Below are 21,617 nucleotides of genomic sequence, written 5' to 3'. Positions count from 1 at the left end.
GTGAAGAAGCCCTGAACGAAAGTTCAGGGCTTTTTTACGTCTGAATATTAGAAAAACACAGCAAAAATCAGCTAATTTCCTCTGCCTTCAACCACTAAAACACTGAGCTTTTGCGAAAAACAGCAACAATCCCAACGAAAAATTCCTCTTCAGTCACAATTTGTCAGTCAGGATTAGCCAGAATTCCCGCAAGTAGCAAATTGATGCTTTACTCAATCCTTTGGCGCTAATTATTAGCATGGAAAAGAGGTAAGCATGACAGATTCACTACAACAAAAAGCAACACAGCCAGAACCCACCGCTGACACTAAACAACGCATCTGGGCGATCGTTGGTGCATCGTCTGGCAACCTGGTTGAATGGTTCGATTTCTACGTCTACTCCTTCTTCTCACTCTATTTTGCTCATATCTTCTTCCCAAGTGGCGATACCACCACACAATTGCTGCAAACTGCTGGCGTATTTGCTGCGGGATTTTTAATGCGACCAATTGGCGGCTGGCTATTTGGTTACATCGCTGATCGCCATGGGCGCAAAACGTCGATGTTAATCTCCGTCTGCATGATGTGCCTGGGATCATTAGTGATCGCTTGCTTGCCCGGCTACGGGGAAATAGGTTTAGCTGCACCCGTTATTCTGTTGCTGGCTCGCATGTTCCAGGGATTATCGGTTGGCGGTGAATACGGCACCAGTGCCACTTATATGAGTGAGGTGGCATTAGAAGGGCGGAAAGGTTTCTATGCATCATTCCAGTATGTAACGCTGATTGGTGGGCAATTGTTAGCGGTGCTGACTGTGGTTGTGTTACAGCAAATCCTCAGCGATGAAGAACTTCGCAGTTGGGGCTGGCGCATCCCATTCTTCCTCGGAGCTATATTGGCTGTTGTCGCATTGTGGCTACGTCGCTCGCTCAATGAAACCTCTGATAAAAAGCATCGTGAACACCGCGATGCCGGCAGCATTATTGGGCTTTTGCGCAACCATTCACGTGCTTTTCTGATGGTGCTAGGTTTCACCGCCGGCGGTTCGCTCAGTTTCTACACCTTCACCACCTACATGCAGAAATATCTGGTTAACACTGCAGGCATGGATGCACGTAGCGCCAGTGGATTGATGACCGGGGCTTTGCTGGTATTCATGTTGATTCAGCCTGTTATTGGCGCGTTATCAGACAAAATTGGCCGTCGTGCATCAATGATGATTTTTGGTGCTGGCGCGGCAATTTGTACTGTGCCAATTCTTATGCTGCTGCAAAACGTACAGAGCAGTTGGCTGGCGTTTGCGCTGATCATGCTGGCGCTGCTGATTACCAGTTTCTACACCGCGATAAGTGGCATTTTGAAAGCAGAGATGTTTCCACCGGAAGTACGCGCATTAGGCGTTGGATTGTCGTATGCAGTGGCGAATGCGATTTTTGGTGGTTCAGCGGAGTACGTGGCATTGCTGCTCAAAAAGGAAGGCATTGAAAGCAGCTTCTTCTGGTACGTTTCGGCTATGGGCGCTTTAGCGTTTCTGGTTTCATTAATGCTGCATCGTAAAGGAAAAGGTATCGCATTGTAATTACTGACTTAGGTTCCAGAGCGCAATACCGCTAGCAGCACCAGCAACATCCCAACTAAGATCTTTCCAACTCCAGCCGCTCCCAGCCGAGCGGCTGTCATACAACTCCTTCCCAACACCAAAACTCAGTGAGAACAGGAAGCCAAAACGCAGATTTTGCCCACGGCTTTGATGCTGATGCTGTGAAATCTCACTACCGGCAGTCGCCAACGCAGCAGAGGAGAAAAAGTGTTCCGCTTTATCTTTGCCGGTCCAGCTATCTTGCGCCACATGTGCACATCCGCTACACAATAAAACCACGCAGAGGATGAGCGCACGCATTGGCTTACAGCAGACGGCTAATCAAACGGTCAATACGAATGCGGCGCAGGCGACGAATCAGCTTACGCACCTTGGCTGGATAATCTGAGATGCTTTCCAGTTCGCGAAAATGCTGCACCACGGAAGTATGCTCACGAATCAGCGCCAGCTCTTTTTCGCGCTGCTCAGCCAACTGATTGAGCGGATCGTGAATCAGCACTGCATTTTCCAGATCAAGCCGCCATGCGCGTGGATTGAGGTTGTTGCCGGTGATCATCATCCATTCGTCATCGACCCAAATGCCTTTGAGGTGATAACTGTTTTCGCCATCTTTCCACAAACGCACGGTCAATTGGCCGTTGTTCACGTAATACTGCAGGCGGCTAAGGAAACGGCGCAGGTTGATCTCATAAAGATATGGCAGCGCACCAATGATTTTAAATGGTTGATCAGGCGGGATATAAAAGTCGTTCGCCGTTTTATCACCAATGATGATCTCGACTTCTTTACCCTGACGCAGCAAATGAATCAGGTTGCGTACCAGAATCGCTGGCAGGTTAAAGTAAGGCGTGCAAAGCGTCAGTTTACGCTCGGCGCAGGGCATCAAATGAAAGATGGTTTTGTTCAGCAGGCTGCGTTTGCCTAAGCCAACCAATGGCGTCACGGCCAGAGATTCGTTATCTGCATTGCCGGTAAATTGATAGTTAAAGCTGCGCAGGTCCTGGCGGAACTGGCGCGTTTCGTTCTTGATTTCCGGGCTAGAAGGACGCTCGGATTGATCGAGTCGATTAACCGCATCCGATTCTTTGAGATTTTCGCAAATCCACGCATACATGGTATCGGTCAGTTGTGGATTACGGATCAACTGATAGCGATCGTATCGATATTTATCATGCTGATGGAGATAGACGTCATTCAGGCTAGCACCGCTGTAAAGCAGTGTGTCATCAATGATAAAACCTTTCAGATGCAGCACGCCAAGCGCTTCACGGGTATTAACTGGAATGCCGTAAACCGGAATGGCGATGTCAGGATATTGAGCTGCCATTTCACAATACCAATCGGCATTGGTCACGCCGCGCGCTGCGCCGATACGACCACGCTGCGCACGATGCCAGTCAACCAGGATGCAAACATCCAGCTCCGGACGTGCCTGACGCGCAGCATAGAGCGCCTGCATAACTCCCCGGCCGCCGTCATCATTTTCCAGATACAGTGCCGTAATGCAGATGCGCTTCTCTGCCGCCGCTATCTTCGTCAGCAGGGTTTCGCGAAACTCGGCAGGCGAGTAAAGCGTCGTCAAATCCGACACGGATTGTGACAGTTTAGGCAGCTGTGCGAGGTGTTGTTGGTGTTTATTGCGTTTAAATTTAGACAACATCACAGTGCACTTCTTCTCTGTTCATTGCATGGCCTTTTGCCATCAAATCATGATCCTAACGGTAAATAATACCATCAACCGGCTCGCAGAGGAGGATTTTTACTTTTCTGTACAGGTTAGCTGATCGCCTCCCCGAGCGGTAAGTTCAGACTTACAATGCCATCATCCAATTGAATATTCACACGAAAATTGAGTTTTCGCGCCAAGGTGATCATGCCGGTATTGTGCGGCATGGTGATACCGTTCAATTGTTGCAGGCCATGATCGCGCGTATAGCTAATCATTTTTTCCAGCAAGCGTCTGCCCATACCCAAACCTTTCAGGTCAGATCGCACCAGTACAGAGAATTCAGCATCAATGTTATCGGCGTCCGAAATGGCACGCGTCACGCCAATAATCTCATCTGCGCCGTTGTGTTGACGCACAGCCACAATCGCCATTTCGCGGTCGTAATCAATTTGCGTCATGTTAGCCAGATCTTCATGAGTAAACTCATTGATTTCACTGAAATAGCGATAATAGAGATCTTCTTTGGTGACTTGGGCGATAAAGGCGCGTAACTGCGGTTCATCTTCCGGCAAAATCGGACGAAACAGGCAATGTTGACCATCTTTCAACTCGACTTGTTCTTCCAGATGATGCGGGTAAGGGCGAATCGCGAGGCGAGTTTCGTTATCGCCATGGAAAGGCGCCAGCTGCAATGTGACGTCCAACAGGGTAAATTCATTGGCTGAAGCCAGCAGTGGATGGATATCCAAACGCTGGATTTCAGGGCAATCCACTACCAGATTCGAAACCTGCACCAATAACTGGCTCAGCCCGGTAATATCCAGCGGTCGTAACGCGCTACGACTGCGCACCTTGCCACTTTTCATCGCCTGAATCACCAGATAGCGTGCCAGCGTCATGTTCAGCGGCGGCAAAGCCACAGCGGCTTGTTTGTCTGGCTGCCACTCCACACCGCCTTCACCCAACAGAATAATCGGGCCAAACAGCGGATCTTGCTCAACCACCACGCGTAATTCCTGTGCACCGGCACGATTCGCCATGCTTTGCACCAGCAGGCCATCAATGTGTGCCTGCGGATGGGTTTCACGTACACGATCAAAAATGGCCTCAGCCGCCTGTTCCACTTCAGCGGCACTGCGCAGATACAACATCACACCTTGTACTTCGGATTTATGTGGAATATCCGGTGAGCGCAATTTCAGCGCAACCGGATAGCCAATTTGATCGGCGATGCTGGCCGCTGCTGCACTGTCGTTGGCGATCCACGTCGGTAAGGTCGCTAATCCGTAAGCTTGCAACACCGGCTGCACTTCGTGGGTATCTAACGTGATGATGCCTCTATCCAAAGCTTGCTGAATCAACTGATGTGCTTGCGCGCTGTTCTGGGTTAAGCCGAGCGGCAGCGCTGGCGTTTCACGTAACTGCTTCTGATTGCGACGATATTCCACCTGATGCATAAACGCGGTTACGGTACCTTCTGGCGTGCGCCACGTAGGAATGCCGGCCTGAGTAAATGCGCGCCTTGCTGCCTGCGATGAGTATTCGCCGCACCAGTTGGTGAGCAAGGTGATTTGTTTGCCACGTGGATGTTTAGCCACTGCCGCAATAATCTGCTCGGCGGTTTCACTGGCTGGGGAAACGGCACTTGGCGCGTGGATGATCATCAAGGCATCAAGTTCATGGCTATTGAGCAACTGTTCGATGCAGGCGACATAACGTGCTGGCGTCGCGTCATCTTTCAAATCGAGCGGATTGCCGCGGCCCACGCCCTCCGGCAGCCATCTTTCTAGCGCCTGCAAGGTTTCCTCACTCAGCGTGGCCAGTTTTCCGTTACGCGCATACAACTCATCAAGCGCCAGCGCCGCAGGTGCCGCGCCATTGCTAATGATCATCAAGCGATCACCGCGCAGCGGGCGCATGTGGCTCAGCGATTCCACTGCGGAAAACAACTCATGCGTATCCTGCACGCGCAATAGACCTGCACGTTGGATTGCCGCATCCCAGGCGGCATCCAGCCCGCTGTGGCTGCCGATCATCGCTTGTGCCTGATGGCTGCGGCCGCTTTTAATCACCAGGATCGGTTTATTACGTGATGCGCTTCGCGAGGCTGAGACAAAGCGGCGGGCATCACTGAGATGTTCGAGATACAGCAGAATGGCGCTGGTTTTTCCGTCACGCGCAAGAAAGTCCAGCAAATCATCAACATCAATATCAAGGCTGTCACCCAGCGCGATAAACCACGAAAAACCGAGATTCCGCTGCTGCGCCCAATCAAGAATGGTGTTGGAAACCGCCGCTGATTGCGAAATAAAGGCAATGCGTCCTTTGGCAATCGGCACCGGCGAAAAGCTGGCATTCAGTCCTTGCCACGGTGCCAGCAAGCCTAAACTATTCGGGCCGAGCAGGCGAATTTGCCATTGGCTGGCGCAGGCTTTCAACTCTTCCAATTGGCTGGCGGGCGCAGATAGGATAATGCACGCCTTACAGCCTTTTTCACCCAGTTGCTGTAACAGTTCGAGATTGCGTTTGGCGTGGGTGCAAATGATGGCGAGATCGGGCGCGAAGGGAAGGCTGGCGATATTCGGCCAGGCAAGCACGCCACTCACAGCTTTATACTTTGGCGTTACCGGCAAAACTGGGCCGCTAAATCCGCCTGCCAGCAGGTTACGCATCATAAAGTAACCGGCGCGTCCGGGCGTAATTGACGCACCAATCACCGCAATTGATTTAGGTCGTAACAGCGCTTCCAGTCCGCGTTGGCTCATCATCCGCTCCTGCTATCAAGATTGGCATGATTGTAAACGCTTTTTACTGCGCGTGCCGATTCGCCGATCGCAGGCTGAGGATCTCTTTTAAATCCCAGCGTTTTAAATGACCGACATACTGCATATTTTGTTGTGTTTGCCATGCCGAGATATCGCCTTCGCGCAGATGAAGCAGATCCGCTGGACTGATCCAATTTGCTTGACCTTGCAGTAATTCAATTCCCGCATGACGATAACCAGCCAGCACGAACTCGGAGCAGAAGAAGCTGTTAGCTTGTGGATCGTCAACATCAGCCAGTTGTACCCGAGCCAGCGCGGTGAGACAGGCGCTGCGCAATCCTTCATTAACCAGCGGCAATTCACACACGCGACGAGACACCATAAAGGGCATAAACATCACGATGCCTTTAAAATTATATTTTTTGCCTTGCTGCATATTGGCAAATTCACGTAAACGCAGCATCTGATCACTTGTCATTCCTGGTACGCGCAGCACCAGCAGATTATTGCTTTCATCTATAGCGTGGTTAAGAGGAATAATTTTGACGCCGCTGCCAACCGCTTCTGCGACTTGGTGATCACCGAGATAAATGGCGGCATGGCTCACGCCCGTGAGTGTAAATAGACGAATGCCCCAGGATTGCGGCGAGGTCGCAGAAGAAAGTAACAAATCACCGGGCAACAACGCGTCAGCGGAAATCAACATGGTGGGGCGCGTACTGGCAGATTGCAGTTGCGGTGGAAAAGAGTGATCGGGTTTGGAGCCGGTACTGCAACCGGCAAGTAGCAGCATAAGCAGCCAGAAAATTTTCATCATGCATCCTTTGCAATTAAGGCCAACTCCGTGGCGATGCGCGACTATAAATCAAACTGGCGGCTTAAAAAAGAGCGAAACCCTTAAAGCACATTTTCCAGTCTGTGCACTGGATGATGCGGTTTCCCTGCCAAATAAGCATGACGGAAGCGTTCGAAGTAGCGTTGCAGTTCAGCGGCGGCGGCAATATCGCCGGCTTGTTCCAGCAGCGCGGCTGCGACTTCAGCAGTGCAATGTTGGCCTACGCCGTGGGCTTCACGCAGCGTGTAGCGCGAAGGCGTCGAGACATCCAGTGACATCACCGGAAATGCATCGAGCCACGGACTTTTGCGAAACATCTTGCGCGCTTCGGTCCATGTGCCATCGAGCATGATAAACAGTGGCGGTTTGCCGCTGAGAGGCGGGGTGGTGAGCACTTGACGATCAGCATCTGCATACGAACCAGGGAACACAACCAGCGGTTGGTAATCACTGTTTTTCACTGCTGCGAGCAACGCTTCATCAGGTTCAGTACGCGACCAGCCAAACGCCAGCGTGTCTGGCAGCACATCGGCGATCAATCTACCAGTATTGCTCGGTTTCATCGGTTCGGTATCAAACATTACCAAACAAAAACGGCTACGCGCATCTTGCGGTTGCATGGTGGCGCACAGACAGTTCTTCTGCGGCAGCAAGCAGCGTTGGCAGCGCAACACGCGATTACCGCGCGCAAGAAACGGGCGCGTGGCGCGCGCTAAACGTTGCGCACGTAAGCGCAGAACGGCATTTTCAGACATAGATTCGCAGGCAGGGAAAAAACGCCAGTGTAATGGAATTAGCCGGGAAAGGTAATAAGGAGGGCCAACACGCGGCTGGCCTAACGGCTTACAGGGATTCGTCGAGCCATTCGTTGAAAGGCGCTTTCGGCATCGCACCGTTCAACATGTCGACCATCTCGCCATTCTTAAACAGCATAATGGTTGGAATGCTGCGAATGCGAAAACGCGAACTCAGCGCCGGTTCGGCTTCGGTGTTCACTTTCACAAAACGCACTTTGCCACGGCGTTCGTCGGCGACGTCTTTAAACACCGGCGCAAAGTTAACGCACGGGCCGCACCACGGCGCCCAGAAGTCGATCACCACCGGCAAGTCGTCCTGCAAAAATTTATCCAACGTCGCGGCTGTTGCGTTAGCCACTTCGCCATTGAAAAGCTCGCCGCCGCAGCGTCCACATTTCGCGCCATCGGCAATACGCGCTTCGGGCACGCGGTTGGTTGCCTGACACGAGGCACAAACTGTATTCATATTTACCTCAATCCGGACCTGTAAATCTCATGATTGCCGGACATTATGAAAAGGTTGAGTGCTATGCTCAATCTGGATTACCCAATAGGTTCAATAGATGATAGCTAAGCTCCGACACATCAGGTAATCTTCGCGCTCTCAATGCAGGAGGAACAGATGAACGACGAATTTAAAGGCAAAAGCGGCAAGGTAAAAGTGATGTACGTACGTGATGAGGATGGCGGTCAGAAGCCTAATCCTCGTACCGGTAAAGGCGGCCGTCCTGCTGCGCGCCAGGAAGATAATCGTCGCTCTGGTCCTCGCACTGCACGTAATAATGAAGAAGGCAGTGGCCGTAGCGGTGCTCCACGTGGTGCGCGTAGCGAAGCGGGGGGCCGCAGCTCTGCACCACGCGGTGCGAGCAATACTGAACGTGGTCGCAGTTTTGGCCGTCGTGACGATCGCGCGGATGATAATCGCAGCTTCGGCGATTCGCCGTGGCGCACCGTTTCTCGCCCGCCGGTAACGGATGAGAGCCAACTGGATGATGCGGCAAGCAACAAGCCGGTGATCGATCCTGAACAAATTCGCCGTCAGCGCCAGGAAGAGACGCGCGTTTACGGTGAAAACGCCTGTAAAGCGCTGTTCCTGAGCCGTCCAGAAAGCATCGTGCGCGCCTGGTTTATCCAGAGTGTCACGCCGCGTTTCCGTGAAACCTTACGTTGGTTAGCGGCTAACCGCAAAGCCTATCACGTCGTGGATGATGCCGAGCTGACCAAAGCTTCTGGTACTGAGCATCATGGCGGCGTTTGCTTCATCATCAAGAAACGTATGGGCATGCCGGTTACCGAGTGGCTGAGCAAAGCACCAACCAAAGATTGCGTGCTGGCGCTGGAAGATGTCAGCAACCCGCATAACCTCGGCGGCATCATGCGTAGCTGCGCGCACTTCGGCGTGAAAGGTTTGCTGGTAAATGATGCTTCATTGCTGGAATCGGGCGCCGCTGTGCGTACCGCTGAAGGGGGTGCTGAGCACGTGCAAGCGATCAGCGGCGAGAATTTTGCCGATGGCCTCGAAGCCTTCCGTAAAGCGGGTTACACCATTGTGACTACGTCAAGCCACGAAGGCACGCCACTGGCGAAAGCCGAGCTGCCGGCCAAAATGGTGCTGGTGCTGGGCCAGGAGAGCGAAGGTCTGTCAGACAGCGCGTTCCAGCAAGGTGATATCAGCCTGTCGATTGGTGGCACCGGCAACGTTGAAAGCCTCAACGTATCGGTCGCAACCGGCATTCTGCTTGCCGAATGGTGGCGTCAGAACGCATAAAAAAACGGGCCGCAAGGCCCGTTTTTATTTTCACCGTTTAGTGAGCGCCACCGCCGCCACTGCCCGCACCAAATGGCGGACGCGCAAACCACACCAGCACCAGCAGCAATAAGAACACTCCCGCCGATGCCCAGAAGATCTCATTCGCTGAGATGATCAGGCCCTGATTAGTAATTTGCTGCGCGATATACGCCGACGCCTGTTGTTGCGTCATGCCCAGACTTTGCAGTTGGTCGTACATCTGCTGTGAATTGACGTTGAACGGGTTCACCGACTCCGACAAATAGCTGTGATGCATGGATTCGCGATCGGTCCACATGGTGGTGGTGATCGACGTACCAATGGAGCCCGCTAACGTACGCACGAAGTTCGACAAGCTCGATGCTGCCGCCATGCGTTCTGGCGGTAAGCCCGACAGCGTAATGGTGGTCAATGGCATGAAGAAGCATGCCACCGCGAAGCCCTGAATAAATTGCGGCCACGCCGACGCACCAAAGTCCATGCCCGGTTCAAAAGTATAAGCGCGCCAATAGAAACACACGGCGTACATGATAAAGCTGAAGGTTACCAGCTTGCGCATATCCAGCTTGTGGGCGAAGCGGCCAATGATCGGCGACAGGATGACTGGCAGAATGCCTACCGGCGCCGACGCCAATCCGGCCCAGGTGGCGGTGTAGCCATAAACCTCCTGCAACAGCTGCGGCAGTAACACTATCGAGCCGAAGTAAAGCATGTACGCCAGGCTTATCGACAAACAGCCAATAGTGAAGTTGCGCATCTTAAACAGCGAGAGATCGACTATCGGGTGATCGTCGGTGAGTTCCCACACCAACAACACCAGCAGCGCCACCACCGCGACCACCATCAGCACCACAATCTCGGTTGAGCTGAACCAGTCGAGCTCTTTACCGCGGTCGAGCATCACCTGCAACGATCCGATACCGACTACCAGCAGCACCAAGCCAACCATATCGATCGGGCGGATTTCGGTTTTGGTTTCGCGTCCACGCAGCGTTTGCAACGTTAACAGCACCACCACCAAACCGATCGGCACGTTGATGAAGAAAATCCAGCCCCAGTGATAGTTATCGCTGATCCAGCCGCCGAGAATCGGGCCGCAGATCGGTGCGACGATCACCGTCATCGCCCACAGTGACAGCGCTACGCTGCGTTTTGCGGGTGGATAGTTATTCAGCAGCAAACTTTGCGACAGCGGAATCAGCGGGCCGGCAACCACACCCTGAATCACACGGAAGAAGATCAGCATTTCCAGGCTTTCGGACATGCCGCAAGCCCATGACGCGAGCACAAACAGAATGGTGGACCACGTAAACAGCTTCACTTCGCCAATGCGTTTCGCCAACCAGCCGGTGATTGGGATCGAGATGGCATTCGCCACCCCGAACGAGGTAATCACCCATGTGCCCTGCGAGTTCGAGGCGCCAAGGTTACCGGCGATGGTCGGAATCGCCACGTTAGCGATGGTGGAGTCAAGGACCTGCATAAACGTCGCCAACGACAGGGCGATGGTCATCAGGACTAACGGCGCACCTTCAAGCGGTTTTTGTGCCATCACAGCCTCCCGCGGCGTTATTCAGCGTTGGCACGAACGATGTCAGTAATCAGCTGGTTAACCGGCGCGAGGTCGATTGCCAAAGCGTTACTTTCATACGCAGCTTGCGAACGCACCACGCTTGCCAGCGTTGCGCCATCTTTATTCTGCGTGTCGATTTTCACCAAGGTGGAGAGACCAATGCGCAGCGGATGTTGCGCCACTTGCTGCGGATCCAACTCGATACGCACTGGGAGACGCTGAACCACTTTGATCCAGTTACCGGTGGCGTTCTGTGCAGGCAGCAGCGAGAAGGCGCTACCGGTGCCCATATCCAGACCAACAACTTTGCCGTGATATTCAACATCATTGCCGTAAATATCGCTGATCACCGTGGCTGATTGTCCAATACGCACGCCAGCAAGCTGCGTCTCTTTAAAGTTGGCATCCACCCACAAATTGTTGGCGGGAACCACGGCCAGCAGCGGCGTGCTGGTGGTGATTTGCGAACCAACCTGCACGCTACGACGCGAAATGAAGCCATCAATCGGGCTACGAATTTCGGTACGCTGCAAGGCCAGCCAAGCATCACGCAATTCAGCAGCACTCTGTTGTACCGCAGGCTGATTTTCCAGCGAGGTATTCAGAATCATTGCCTGATTAGCATTGTATTGTTGCACCGCGACATCCAACTGCGCTTTCGCTGTCGCCACCGCATCACGCGAGTGTTGCAGCTCTTCTCGACCAATCAGATTGGATGCACCCAGCGGCTCGCGGCGTTTCAGGTCTGATTCGGCCTGATCCAGCGCAGTTTGCTGAAGTTTGATAGTGGCTTGATACTGCTTGCCATTAATCATTAATTGATGGGTTTGACGCACGCTGGTGGCCAACGCGGTCTGCGCTTTTTCAAACGCTTGCTCCGCATCAGTTTTATCCAGCGAAACCAGTACATCGCCTTTTTTCACCACATCGGTGTTATCAAACCACACTTTATTCACGCTGCCGGAAACCTGTGCCATCACCTGCACCTGGTTACCTGCAACGTACGCATCATCGGTTTCCTGGAAGTGACGCAGTACCAAATACCAGTAAGCCAGGTACGCCACGCCAATTAATACAAACACGATAGCCAGCAGGATAAGCACACCTTTGCGCTTCTTCTTTTTATTTGCTGGCTGTTGCGGGCTTTGAGCTTCCGCTGTCGCACTCATGTTGTTCTCCACGTTTTCCATTTAGTCGGGATGTGCTGATCCTTCAACACGGTTGCCCGAGTCGAAAAAGCCAGCACTTAGAGCGCTGGCCGGACAAAAGGGGATTAAAATAGCGATTTCGGAAGGTGATTGTGTCGCACTTCTTGCTATTAGCGCGACAGGGAAGCGATAACCTGATCTTCGTCCATTTTATCAAGGCGGTTAAGCAACTTACGGGTAATCGCTTCAAGCTGATCTTGTTCGTTAGTTGAAAGCGAAGACCACAAATATTGCAGGCTCTGATGCTGTGGTGGCAGCAGCTGACGTAAGAATTCGTTACCTTTTTCGGTCAAATGCAGATGCAGGCAACGGCGATCGTTTTCGCTTTCACGACGCTCAATCCAACCGCGCTTCTCCAGCTCATCGGCGATACGTGTGGCATTGGTACGTGAGGAACCCAGCGCTGAACTCAATTCTGATGGCTGAATGCTTTGATTTTCTTGCGCATCCAGCGTGATCAGCGCCATGAATAAGGTCTCGTTAATTCCCTGCGCCTTCAACATTTTGTTGCGATTATCCAGCAGTTTTCCCTGCATGTGCATGCACAGGCGGGTCAGAATGATCTCCTGCAACGGAAAATCTTTATGGCGGTTAGCACGGATGTTTAGCATCTGTTCAATCGGGGAAAACGAACTTTCCATTTTAAAAAAACCTCTTAGTTGCAACTGGTATAGTAATGATGGTGACAGATTAAGCGTAGTCATATTTTCCGCTAGTGATTGTTCGCACGATCACATTGTCAACATCTGACATTCCAGGTTGTTCCTTAACCTTGGGCGGTTTGCCCTGATAGCGCGCCAGCAGGTGAAAATGGACGCTATCATCAATGCGCTCTGCGAAACCTTTTTAGCGATAAATAATTTCGCGAGAAAAAATAACTGTGGTGAATAACTGCGCTGCTAACCATAACAAACCCAATCATCAATGAACAGTATTGCTCAACAAATTGGTCTCATCTTTACGATTTCTAAACACTTTCGCTATGTAGGTTAAGCACTAAAATCAATGTGTTAATTAACATCCCTTTAACAAAGTGTGTCATGGCGCCGTACCAGGAAAAATGACGGAATTCGATCGCAAGATTGGAAGGTCATCAAATCTGCCGCTGCGGGCATCAGCTGAGTTAGGCTAAACACGTTGCCCAGGTTGACAGCATTCATGGCGTGAGAATGAGGGAAATAATCATATGTGGGTAATAGTAACCCAAAAAATTATTACATTGATGTGTTAATTAACAGGACGTACCAGTGCGCTATAGCGTACGCTGCGCTTAAATTGGCAGGGATGGTTGCTTGTACGGGACGGAATAATGTGTTTCGAAAGCAGGTCGACAAGCATGCCGACCTGAAAGAGTGGCGTGTATTATTTAACTATTTCGCTGCGGCTTGGGCATCTTGCACCCACTTATCAAACTCAGCCTGGTGACCTTTAATCCAGCCATCCACGTGACCGTTGATATCCGCTTCAGAAGCATGACCTTCATGCATCGCCGCGTTTTCGGCATTGATATCCGCCAGTGGCAGCTTCATCTCAGCAAACAGTTTCGCGGCAGCCGGGTTTTTCTCCGCCCAGGCTTTGTTCGCCACAATGTGCATGGTATTGACCGGGAAACCGTAGTTTTTGCCATTAGGCAATTTGGTATCGACCTTGCTCTGCGCGCCAGGCATTGATGAGAATGGTACCTGCAACCACACCACGTCTTTGCCCGGTTTCAATACATCACTGACCCAATATGGTGTCCAGGTGTAATAGAAAATCGGTTTGCCTTGCTTAAAGCGGGTGATGGTATCGGCAATCATCGCCGAATAGTTGCCCTGGTTGTGCTCCACGCTGTTACTGAGTTTAAAGGCGTCAATCTGGTGATTAATCACCGCTTCACAGCCCCAACCTGGCGTACAACCGGTCAAGTCAGCTTTGCCATCGCCATTGGTATCAAACAGTTTGGCAATCTTCGGATCTTTCATCTGCTCGATATTGGTGATGTGGTATTGCTCGGCGGTTTTCTTATCGATCAAATAACCTTGCGCAGCACCGGTCACGTAAGTGCCCTGGCGATAGAATTTCGCATCGCCACCAGCAGCGGCATACATATCATCGTGCAGCGGCTTCCAGTTGGTGGCGATAAAGGTCGCATCACCCGCAGCAATGGTGGTGTAAGCCACGTTGTAATCCACTTCACTTGGCTTCTCAACGGTATAGCCGAGCTTCTCTAACGCGCGGCTGACCAGCAGCGTCTGAAACGTCTCTTCAGAAATGGTGCTTTGAGCGGGCTTAACGGTGATGCCTTTACCGGGCAGGTCGGCGGCGGACACGTGCGTCGCGGCGAACGTCGTCAGGACGGCGGCGAATAGAGCTGTCTTGCGCATAGTCATTCCTTATTTTACGTGTTACGTCGGAGACGGGCGGCCACAGCGGGCCGCCCAATAAATCAGGCTTTTTTACTGAAAGGGCGCAGCAGCAGGCCAAGTGGACCGGTGCTGTACCAATGGCGGCTACCACGGCTGCGGCTATCGCGGCCCATGGATTGCGTCAGACGATCAAGGATAATGGCGAGGATCACGATGCCCACGCCGCCGACGGTGGCGAGGCCCATATCAAGGCGACCAATGCCGCGCAGCACCATCTGGCCCAGACCACCGACGGCGATCATCGAGGCGATCACCACCATCGACAGCGCCAGCATCAGTGTCTGGTTGACACCCGCCATAATGGTTGGCATCGCCAGCGGCAATTGCACTTTGAACAGCATCTGACGTGGGCTGGCACCAAAGGATTCGCTGGCTTCGATCAAGTCGGCGGGCACTTGCTTAATGCCGAGAATCGTCAGGCGTACAATCGGCGGCAACGCAAAGATGATAGTCACCACCACACCTGGCACGTTGCCGATACCAAACAGCATGACGATCGGCACCAAATAGACGAACGCTGGCGTGGTCTGCATCGCATCCAGTAACGGACGGATAATGCGTGCGGCACGTTCACTGCGTGCCAGCCAGATTCCCAGCGGCAAGCCAATGACGATACAGAACAGCAGGGCGGTCAGCACCAGCGCCAGCGTGACCATCGCCTGCGACCAGGCACCAATCGCGCCAATCGCAATCAACGAGATCAAGGTGGCGATGCCCATTGCCGGGCTGGCAATCTGCCAGGCGATCAGCGCAAATACTACAATCGCCACCGGCGCAGGCATGCCCAGCAACAACTGCTGGAAAGCGCTGAGGATGTAATCCACCGGCACGCGAATGCCCTGGAACAGCGGGCGGAAATGGCTGACCACCCAATCGATGCCTTCGGTGACCCAGCTATCCAGCGGAATCCAGGTTTTATGGAACGGATCCATGATGTTGAAATGTTCCGGTGCAGGAGCGGGTGCACTGCTTAACCAGTCGCTGCCACTGCTCGCCGCACTGCTGGCGGCATCGTGACCGCCGCTGCTAGCGGCTGTTGGATCACCCCACGCATCAGCACCGCCTGAACCGCTGTCGGTTGGTGCTGCGCTGCTGGCACTGTCGCCACTCGACCACGGATCGCTACTGCTGGCGGCGGCGTTGGTGTCGGCGGCGGGTGTGGTTTGGCTGGCGCTTTCCCACGGATTGGCTGTTTGTTCACTCATAATTAGGCTCCTTCACGATCTAAAGCGCGCAATAGCATGCTTTTCGAAATGATACCGACGTACTGATTCTCTTCGCCGACCACCGGCACGGCGCACGGGGCTTGCGCCACATGCGACAGCAGATCGTTCAGCGAGGTATCGGCAGTTACCGCCGCAGGAACCTCAAGTAGCGCGCTGTCGAGACCTTCTCCGGCTGCCAATGCAGCTTTCAGAGAATCGGTTGACACCACGCCAACAAACTTCTGTTTTTCCAGTACATAACCAAATTCGCGGTCTTCATCCTGCAACAACTTGATGGCGGATCGCGGACCAAAACCGGCGGCTTTACGAATCAACGCGCCAGCGCTACGACGGGCAATATCTTTGGCGCTGAAGACGTGGCTGATATCGACGCCACGGAAGAAGGTGCGCACATAATCGTTGGCAGGATTATTGAGAATTTCATCGGGCGTACCGACCTGCACCACTTCGCCGCCTTGCATAATCGCAATGCGATCGCCAATACGCATGGCTTCATCAAGATCGTGAGAAATAAATACGATGGTGCGCTGATGTTTCGCCTGCAATTTGACTAATTCATCCTGCATTTCAGTACGAATCAGAGGATCGAGTGCTGAGAAGGCTTCATCCATCAATAAAATATCGGGATTAATCGCCAATGCACGCGCTAATCCAACACGTTGACGCATGCCACCAGAAAGTTCATCAGGATACGAATGGGCGTAATTATCCAGCCCAACCTGACGTAGGGCTTCCAGTGCTTTTTCCTGACGTTCCTGCAAGGGCACACCGGCTAATTCCATGCCGAAGGCGGCATTATTTAGTACCGTCATATGTGGCATTAGCGCGAAGGATTGGAATACCATGCTGATCTTATTTCTGCGCACTTCACGCAGTTCGGATTCCGATATTTTAGCGATATCGACACCGTCGATGATTACCTGGCCGCGAGTGGGCTCGATCAGACGATTGAGAAGGCGAACCATGGTGGACTTACCTGAACCTGAAAGCCCCATGATGACGAATATCTCGCCTTCTTCAATGGCCAGACTGGCATTTTTGACGCCGACTGAGAGACCGGTTTTTGCCAGAATACTCTCTTTGCTTTCCCCTTTTTCAATCAGCTTAAATGCCTTTTCGGGGTTGTCCCCAAATACTTTATATAAATTCTTTACTTCGAGTTTAATTGCCATGCAGTAATTAATTTCCCGGTTAATGTTTAACTATTTCTTGTTGTGGTCCTGGTCAAATTTAAGCGCCCTATACCGTAGCATAGTGAGAATATCTGACAACCCTGAATGGGAATATTGGCAGGAGCAGAGCGGTAACGATTGGCAATAATTCCAGTGCTCACAAGGGATGCGCGTGGATGAATTTTTTGTCTCAAAGAAGTGAATTTATAGCTGCTTCAGGAAATTTACGACGCAGAATTGCCGAAAAAGCACCCTGATCAAACGAAATATAAGTGAAATAAAGCGATGTGATGAGGATAAATAGCGTGATTGAAAAGTGATGTTCTAAGGGGAAATAAAATTTGGTTTTAAAGCAAATATCACCAAATTAATCCCCTAAATAGTTCGTGTTGCAACAAGGCGACCAGCCCGCTCGACCCAGGAGCATAGTGAACTATGTGACTGGGAAGAGGGGGCGCAGTCAACGCAGCTGTGGCGTGAAGTATGACGCGTATTAGAAATTCCAGTCTTCGTCTTCGGTTTCGACTGCCTTCCCCATCACGTAGGATGAGCCAGAACCTGAGAAGAAATCATGGTTTTCATCGGCGTTGGGCGATAATGCCGACAAGATGGCCGGATTTACGCTGGTCAACTCTGCCGGGAACAACGCTTCATAACCCAAATTCATCAACGCTTTGTTGGCGTTGTAGTGCAGGAAGGTTTTCACTTCTTCCGCCCAGCCAACCTCGCCATACAGCGCTTCGGTATAGGTCACTTCGTTCTCGTACAGCGCCAGCAGCAAATCAATCGCAAATTGCTGCAACTCTTCGCGGCGTGCGTCATCTACGGTTTCCAGCGCTTTCTGGTACTTATAACCGATGTAATAGCCGTGCACTGCTTCGTCGCGAATGATCAGGCGAATCAGATCGGCGGTGTTGGTTAATTTGCCGCGACTCGACCAATACATCGGCAGCCAGAAACCGGAATAAAACAGGAACGATTCAAGGAACACGCTGGCGATTTTTTTCTTCAGCGGATCCTCGGCGCGATAGTGCTCCAGCACAATCTTCGCTTTGTTTTGCAGCGCTTCATTCTCTTCGCTCCAGCGATACGCCGCATCGACATCAGCGGTGTTGCACAGCGTGGAGAAAATCGAACTGTATGAACGCGCATGCACCGCTTCCATAAAGGAGATGTTCGACAATACCGCTTCTTCATGCGGCGTAATCGCATCTTCCATCAGTCCCGGCGCGCCAATCACATTCTGAATGGTATCGAGCAGCGTCAAACCGGTGAACACGCGAATCGTCAGCTGCTGTTGCTGGTGGTCTAACGATTGCCAGGCAGGCAGATCGTTGGAGAGCGGCACTTTTTCCGGCAGCCAAAAGTTGCTGGTCAGGCGGTTCCACACTTCGAGATCTTTATCGTCCTGGATGCGGTTCCAGTTAATCGCTTGAATTTGTTTTAGTTGCATAGTTTTCATCACAGTGCGCACGAGACGCAGCCTTGCACCTCGGTACCTTGAAGCGCCATTTGACGCAGACGGATGTAATAGAGCGTTTTGATGCCTTTCTTCCACGCGTAAATTTGCGCTTTGTTGATATCGCGCGTGGTGACGTCATCGCGGAAGAACAGCGTCAGCGACAAGCCTTGATCGACGTGCTGCGTGGCTTCGGCGTAGGTATCAATAATCGCTTCCGGGCCAATCGAGTAAGCATCCTGATAGAGATCGAGATTGTCATTGGTCATAAACGGCGCCGGATAATAGACGCGGCCAGTTTTGCCCTCTTTACGAATCTCAATGCGCGACACAATCGGGTGAATACTCGAAGTGGCGTGGTTGATATAGGAAATCGAACCGGTTGGCGGAATCGCTTGCAGGTTTTGATTGTATAAACCGTGCTGCATTACCGCTTCACGCAATGCTTGCCAATCGGCCTGCGTCGGCAAGGCAATGCCGGCATCGGCAAACAGTTGCGCCACGCGCGCGGTACGTGGTTGCCAGGCTTGATCAACATACTTATCAAAGTATTGGCCGCTAGCGTATTTTGACTGGGCGAAACCATCAAAGCTTTGCTGATGTTCCTGCGCCAGCAGATTTGAGGTGCGCACCGCGTAATAGGTGACGCAATAGAAGTAGAGATTGGTGAAATCCAACGCTTCTGCCGAACCGTACGCCATGCCTTCGCGCGCCAGATAACCGTGCAGGTTCATCTGTCCCAGGCCAATGGCGTGTGAGCGGCGGTTACCTTCAGCCACAGACGGCACCGAATTAATTTCGCTCATTTCGGAAACCGCGGTCAGGGCACGCACCGCGGTTTCCACCGTTTGCGCCAGATTACGTGAATCCATCGCATGCGCGATGTTAAGCGAACCAAGGTTGCAGGAGATATCTTTGCCCACGCGGCGATAGCTGAGATCGTCATGGAACTCGCTGGCGCTGTTGACCTGCAAAATCTCAGAACACAAATTGCTCATGTTGATGCGGCCGGCAATCGGATTGCTGCGGTTCACGCTGTCTTCAAACATGATGTACGGATAACCCGACTCGAATTGAATCTCGGCCAGCGTCTGGAAGAAATCGCGCGGCTTAATGTAGGTTTTGGTGATGCGATCGTCGGCCAGCATTTCGTCGTAATGCTCGCTAATGCTGATGTCACCAAACGCCTTGCCATAAATGCGTTCCACATCGTACGGCGAGAACAACGCCATATCGCGGTTCTCTTTCGCTAACTGGAAAGTGATATCCGGGATCACCACGCCGAGCGACAGCGTTTTGATACGAATCTTCTCGTCAGCGTTTTCGCGTTTGGTATCCAGGAAACGGAAAATATCCGGATGATGGGCATTGAGCCACACCGCGCCCGCGCCTTGACGAGCACCTAGCTGGTTGGCGTAAGAAAATGCGTCTTCCAGCATCTTCATCACCGGAATTACGCCGGAAGATTGGTTCTCAATGCGCTTAATCGGCGCACCAGATTCACGCAGGTTGGAGAGCAGAAACGCCACGCCGCCACCGCGTTTCGACAGTTGCAGCGCCGAATTCACTGCACGACCAATCGATTCCATATTGTCTTCGATGCGCAACAGGAAGCAGGAAACTAACTCGCCGCGTTGCTGTTTGCCGCAGTTGAGGAAAGTTGGCGTTGCGGGCTGGAAGCGACCGCTGAGCATTTCTGCCAGCAGCTCGCGCGCCAAGGTTTCATTGCCGCGTGCCAATGTCAGCGCCACCATGCAGGCGCGCTGTTCAAAGGTTTCTAGATAGCGTTTGCCGTCGAAGGTTTTTAACGTGTAGCTGGTGTAGAACTTCCACGCGCCGAGGAAGGTGTGAAAACGGAAACCCGCCGCTGCCGCTTCATCGTGCAACTGGCACAGGAACTCGAATGCATACTGATTCAACACTTCAGCTTCGTAATAGCCTTCGGCCACCAGATAGCGCAGGCGCGCGCCGGCATCAGCAAATTGCACCGTGTTGGGTTGCACGTGTTGCAGGAAGAACTGGCGCGTGGCTTCGTGATCTTTGCCGAACTGGATGCGGCCATCGGCGTCATACAGGTTCAGCATTGCGTTGAGCGCGTGGTAATCCAGCGCCGTGCTGTTTAGGGTGTCTGTCGTTGCCAAAATTGGGTCACTCCCGCTTTTACATTAGCGATATCGTCGGGGGTTCCCATCAGCTCAAAGCGGTAGAGATAGGGAACCTGACATTTCTGCGCAATGATGTCGCCCGCCAGGCAATAGACTTCACCGAAGTTACGGTTACCGGCAGCAATCACGCCGCGAATTCCGCGTCGGTTGGCATCATCATTGAGGAATTGAATCACTTGTTTGGGCACTGCACCGCGTGAACTGCCGCCGCCGTAGCTCGGCACCACCAAAATATAGGGCTGTTCGATTTGCAGGCGCTGCGTGCCATCAACCGGAATGCGGCGGGCAGGCAGCCCCAAACGCGTGATGAATCGGTGCGTGTTTTCCGACTGGCTAGAGAAATAGACCAGTGGAAACATCGTCTTATCCCCCGACGGCAGCGAGTTGGCGCAGGCCGGCGATTTTATCGGGACGGAAGCCGCTCCAGTGATCGTCGTGCGTCATCACCACGGGCACCTGGCGATAGCCGAGGGATTTGAGGCTGTCGATAGCTTCGGGTTGGCTATCAAGATTGATTAAATCGTAATCGATGCCTTTGCGATCCATTGCATTTTTTGTTGCGTTGCACTGGACACAGTTGTCTTTGGTGTAAATAATAATGCGCATGATTCGTATTTCCCTTTTATTGCGGTCAGATTGCGAGATACGAAGCAAATTCCTGTTTGCATCGAGCTTCGTCCTTGACGACATCTGGTTGCGTGTGATGGGTTGAATACTAGATGTAGTGATTAAATGGGTCAAGCCCACCAGATATAGGGTTTTGTTATTTTGATCTTCAGATAATCGCTAACGCCAGAGATCATGCGCTCTCCAGGCCGAAAATTTTTTTTGTAAAGGATGAGTAGGGCGAGAGATGGTTGAGTTTTGTGCGATCTGGCCCTCATCCCAGCCTTCTCCCGCAAGCAGGAGAAGGGGCCGATCGAGCATAGGTGTCACAGTTGAACGCCACCTAAACATTCCCTCGCCCGCT

18 protein-coding genes and 1 pseudogene are annotated in these 21,617 nt (G+C 52.3%); 2 read left to right on the top strand and 17 right to left on the bottom strand.

Annotated features, from left to right (window positions below; genetic code table 11):
• Positions 1 to 255: 255 nt before the first annotated feature.
• Complete coding sequence (locus tag ABDW13_RS17765) at positions 256 to 1,560, top strand: MFS family transporter (RefSeq protein ID WP_343553888.1); 1,305 nt, start codon at positions 256 to 258, stop codon at positions 1,558 to 1,560.
• Here ABDW13_RS17765 and ABDW13_RS17760 read toward each other — a convergent pair whose 3' ends face one another.
• The 7 genes and pseudogenes from ABDW13_RS17760 to trxC all read right to left on the bottom strand — a co-directional run bounded on the left by ABDW13_RS17760 (position 1,561) and on the right by trxC (position 8,113).
• Positions 1,561 to 1,881 (bottom strand): YfiM family lipoprotein, encoded by a 321-nt coding sequence (locus ABDW13_RS17760; RefSeq protein ID WP_343553887.1) that lies wholly within the window; start codon positions 1,879 to 1,881, stop codon positions 1,561 to 1,563.
• Between the two features lie 4 nt (positions 1,882 to 1,885).
• Positions 1,886 to 3,241: a CDP-diacylglycerol--serine O-phosphatidyltransferase gene (pssA, locus tag ABDW13_RS17755; protein WP_343553886.1), complete on the bottom strand. Its 1,356-nt coding sequence runs from the start codon at positions 3,239 to 3,241 to the stop codon at positions 1,886 to 1,888.
• Positions 3,231 to 3,266 (bottom strand): annotated as a pseudogene (locus tag ABDW13_RS17750) (hypothetical protein). Before ABDW13_RS17750 ends, pssA begins: the two are co-directional and overlap by 11 nt.
• Before the next feature lie 91 nt (positions 3,267 to 3,357).
• The gene (locus ABDW13_RS17745) at positions 3,358 to 6,015 is read right to left on the bottom strand and encodes a bifunctional acetate--CoA ligase family protein/GNAT family N-acetyltransferase (RefSeq protein WP_343553885.1); all 2,658 of its coding nucleotides are present in this window, start codon (positions 6,013 to 6,015) and stop codon (positions 3,358 to 3,360) included.
• 43 nt (positions 6,016 to 6,058) lie between these two features.
• Complete coding sequence (locus tag ABDW13_RS17740; RefSeq protein ID WP_343553884.1) at positions 6,059 to 6,829, bottom strand: YaeF family permuted papain-like enzyme; 771 nt, start codon at positions 6,827 to 6,829, stop codon at positions 6,059 to 6,061.
• A gap of 83 nt (positions 6,830 to 6,912) precedes the next feature.
• On the bottom strand, positions 6,913 to 7,605 hold the full coding sequence (locus ABDW13_RS17735; RefSeq protein ID WP_343553883.1) for a tRNA-uridine aminocarboxypropyltransferase: 693 nt from the start codon (positions 7,603 to 7,605) through the stop codon (positions 6,913 to 6,915).
• Positions 7,606 to 7,693: 88 nt separating this feature from the next.
• Positions 7,694 to 8,113, bottom strand: coding sequence for a thioredoxin TrxC (gene trxC / locus ABDW13_RS17730; RefSeq protein ID WP_343553882.1), 420 nt, complete (start codon positions 8,111 to 8,113; stop codon positions 7,694 to 7,696).
• Positions 8,114 to 8,269: 156 nt separating this feature from the next.
• Between trxC and ABDW13_RS17725 the strand changes: the two genes are divergently transcribed.
• On the top strand, positions 8,270 to 9,415 hold the full coding sequence (locus ABDW13_RS17725; protein ID WP_343553881.1) for a tRNA/rRNA methyltransferase: 1,146 nt from the start codon (positions 8,270 to 8,272) through the stop codon (positions 9,413 to 9,415).
• A gap of 37 nt (positions 9,416 to 9,452) precedes the next feature.
• On the opposite strand, the gene emrB is transcribed toward ABDW13_RS17725, so the two are convergent.
• The 10 genes from emrB to nrdH form a co-directional block, all read right to left on the bottom strand.
• Positions 9,453 to 10,991, bottom strand: a complete 1,539-nt coding sequence (gene emrB / locus ABDW13_RS17720) for a multidrug efflux MFS transporter permease subunit EmrB (RefSeq protein ID WP_343553880.1) — start codon at positions 10,989 to 10,991, stop codon at positions 9,453 to 9,455.
• A gap of 14 nt (positions 10,992 to 11,005) precedes the next feature.
• Positions 11,006 to 12,178 carry a multidrug efflux MFS transporter periplasmic adaptor subunit EmrA gene (emrA, locus tag ABDW13_RS17715; RefSeq protein ID WP_343553879.1) on the bottom strand — a complete coding sequence of 391 codons (1,173 nt, stop codon included), beginning with the start codon at positions 12,176 to 12,178 and terminating at the stop codon, positions 11,006 to 11,008.
• A 149-nt stretch (positions 12,179 to 12,327) separates the two neighbouring features.
• On the bottom strand, positions 12,328 to 12,858 hold the full coding sequence (gene mprA, locus ABDW13_RS17710; protein ID WP_343553878.1) for a transcriptional repressor MprA: 531 nt from the start codon (positions 12,856 to 12,858) through the stop codon (positions 12,328 to 12,330).
• A gap of 729 nt (positions 12,859 to 13,587) precedes the next feature.
• Positions 13,588 to 14,583 carry a glycine betaine/L-proline ABC transporter substrate-binding protein ProX gene (gene proX / locus ABDW13_RS17705; RefSeq protein ID WP_343553877.1) on the bottom strand — a complete coding sequence of 332 codons (996 nt, stop codon included), beginning with the start codon at positions 14,581 to 14,583 and terminating at the stop codon, positions 13,588 to 13,590.
• Between the two features lie 62 nt (positions 14,584 to 14,645).
• On the bottom strand, positions 14,646 to 15,830 hold the full coding sequence (proW, locus tag ABDW13_RS17700) for a glycine betaine/L-proline ABC transporter permease ProW (protein ID WP_343553876.1): 1,185 nt from the start codon (positions 15,828 to 15,830) through the stop codon (positions 14,646 to 14,648).
• Between the two features lie 2 nt (positions 15,831 to 15,832).
• A complete protein-coding gene (proV, locus tag ABDW13_RS17695; RefSeq protein ID WP_343553875.1) occupies positions 15,833 to 17,023 on the bottom strand; it encodes a glycine betaine/L-proline ABC transporter ATP-binding protein ProV in 1,191 nt (396 codons plus the stop codon).
• Positions 17,024 to 17,516: 493 nt separating this feature from the next.
• Positions 17,517 to 18,476, bottom strand: coding sequence for a class 1b ribonucleoside-diphosphate reductase subunit beta (gene nrdF, locus ABDW13_RS17690; protein ID WP_343553874.1), 960 nt, complete (start codon positions 18,474 to 18,476; stop codon positions 17,517 to 17,519).
• A gap of 8 nt (positions 18,477 to 18,484) precedes the next feature.
• Positions 18,485 to 20,623 (bottom strand): class 1b ribonucleoside-diphosphate reductase subunit alpha, encoded by a 2,139-nt coding sequence (gene nrdE / locus ABDW13_RS17685; protein WP_343553873.1) that lies wholly within the window; start codon positions 20,621 to 20,623, stop codon positions 18,485 to 18,487.
• Positions 20,602 to 21,006 carry a class Ib ribonucleoside-diphosphate reductase assembly flavoprotein NrdI gene (gene nrdI, locus ABDW13_RS17680; protein ID WP_343553872.1) on the bottom strand — a complete coding sequence of 135 codons (405 nt, stop codon included), beginning with the start codon at positions 21,004 to 21,006 and terminating at the stop codon, positions 20,602 to 20,604. Before nrdI ends, nrdE begins: the two co-directional genes overlap by 22 nt.
• Before the next feature lie 4 nt (positions 21,007 to 21,010).
• Positions 21,011 to 21,253: a glutaredoxin-like protein NrdH gene (gene nrdH / locus ABDW13_RS17675; RefSeq protein ID WP_343553871.1), complete on the bottom strand. Its 243-nt coding sequence runs from the start codon at positions 21,251 to 21,253 to the stop codon at positions 21,011 to 21,013.
• Positions 21,254 to 21,617 lie beyond the last annotated feature (364 nt).

The organism is Pantoea sp., assembly GCF_039594315.1.
Classification (GTDB): domain Bacteria; phylum Pseudomonadota; class Gammaproteobacteria; order Enterobacterales; family Enterobacteriaceae; genus Pantoea.
The sequence above is the reverse complement of the archived record's forward strand: the minus strand, read 5'-3'. Positions and strand labels throughout refer to the sequence as shown.

What these genes read in the sequence shown, in the direction of transcription:
- ABDW13_RS17745 (WP_343553885.1), bottom strand. Translation starts at nt 6,015, where the DNA reads ATGAGCCAACGCGGACTGGAAGCGCTGTTACGACCTAAATCAATTGCG.
- ABDW13_RS17740 (WP_343553884.1), bottom strand. Translation starts at nt 6,829, where the DNA reads ATGAAAATTTTCTGGCTGCTTATGCTGCTACTTGCCGGTTGCAGTACC.
- proV (WP_343553875.1), bottom strand. Translation starts at nt 17,023, where the DNA reads ATGGCAATTAAACTCGAAGTAAAGAATTTATATAAAGTATTTGGGGAC.
- ABDW13_RS17765 (WP_343553888.1), top strand. Translation starts at nt 256, where the DNA reads ATGACAGATTCACTACAACAAAAAGCAACACAGCCAGAACCCACCGCT.
- proW (WP_343553876.1), bottom strand. Translation starts at nt 15,830, where the DNA reads ATGAGTGAACAAACAGCCAATCCGTGGGAAAGCGCCAGCCAAACCACA.
- emrA (WP_343553879.1), bottom strand. Translation starts at nt 12,178, where the DNA reads ATGAGTGCGACAGCGGAAGCTCAAAGCCCGCAACAGCCAGCAAATAAA.
- proX (WP_343553877.1), bottom strand. Translation starts at nt 14,583, where the DNA reads ATGCGCAAGACAGCTCTATTCGCCGCCGTCCTGACGACGTTCGCCGCG.
- nrdI (WP_343553872.1), bottom strand. Translation starts at nt 21,006, where the DNA reads ATGTTTCCACTGGTCTATTTCTCTAGCCAGTCGGAAAACACGCACCGA.
- nrdF (WP_343553874.1), bottom strand. Translation starts at nt 18,476, where the DNA reads ATGCAACTAAAACAAATTCAAGCGATTAACTGGAACCGCATCCAGGAC.
- mprA (WP_343553878.1), bottom strand. Translation starts at nt 12,858, where the DNA reads ATGGAAAGTTCGTTTTCCCCGATTGAACAGATGCTAAACATCCGTGCT.
- ABDW13_RS17735 (WP_343553883.1), bottom strand. Translation starts at nt 7,605, where the DNA reads ATGTCTGAAAATGCCGTTCTGCGCTTACGTGCGCAACGTTTAGCGCGC.
- trxC (WP_343553882.1), bottom strand. Translation starts at nt 8,113, where the DNA reads ATGAATACAGTTTGTGCCTCGTGTCAGGCAACCAACCGCGTGCCCGAA.
- ABDW13_RS17725 (WP_343553881.1), top strand. Translation starts at nt 8,270, where the DNA reads ATGAACGACGAATTTAAAGGCAAAAGCGGCAAGGTAAAAGTGATGTAC.
- ABDW13_RS17760 (WP_343553887.1), bottom strand. Translation starts at nt 1,881, where the DNA reads ATGCGTGCGCTCATCCTCTGCGTGGTTTTATTGTGTAGCGGATGTGCA.
- pssA (WP_343553886.1), bottom strand. Translation starts at nt 3,241, where the DNA reads ATGTTGTCTAAATTTAAACGCAATAAACACCAACAACACCTCGCACAG.
- nrdH (WP_343553871.1), bottom strand. Translation starts at nt 21,253, where the DNA reads ATGCGCATTATTATTTACACCAAAGACAACTGTGTCCAGTGCAACGCA.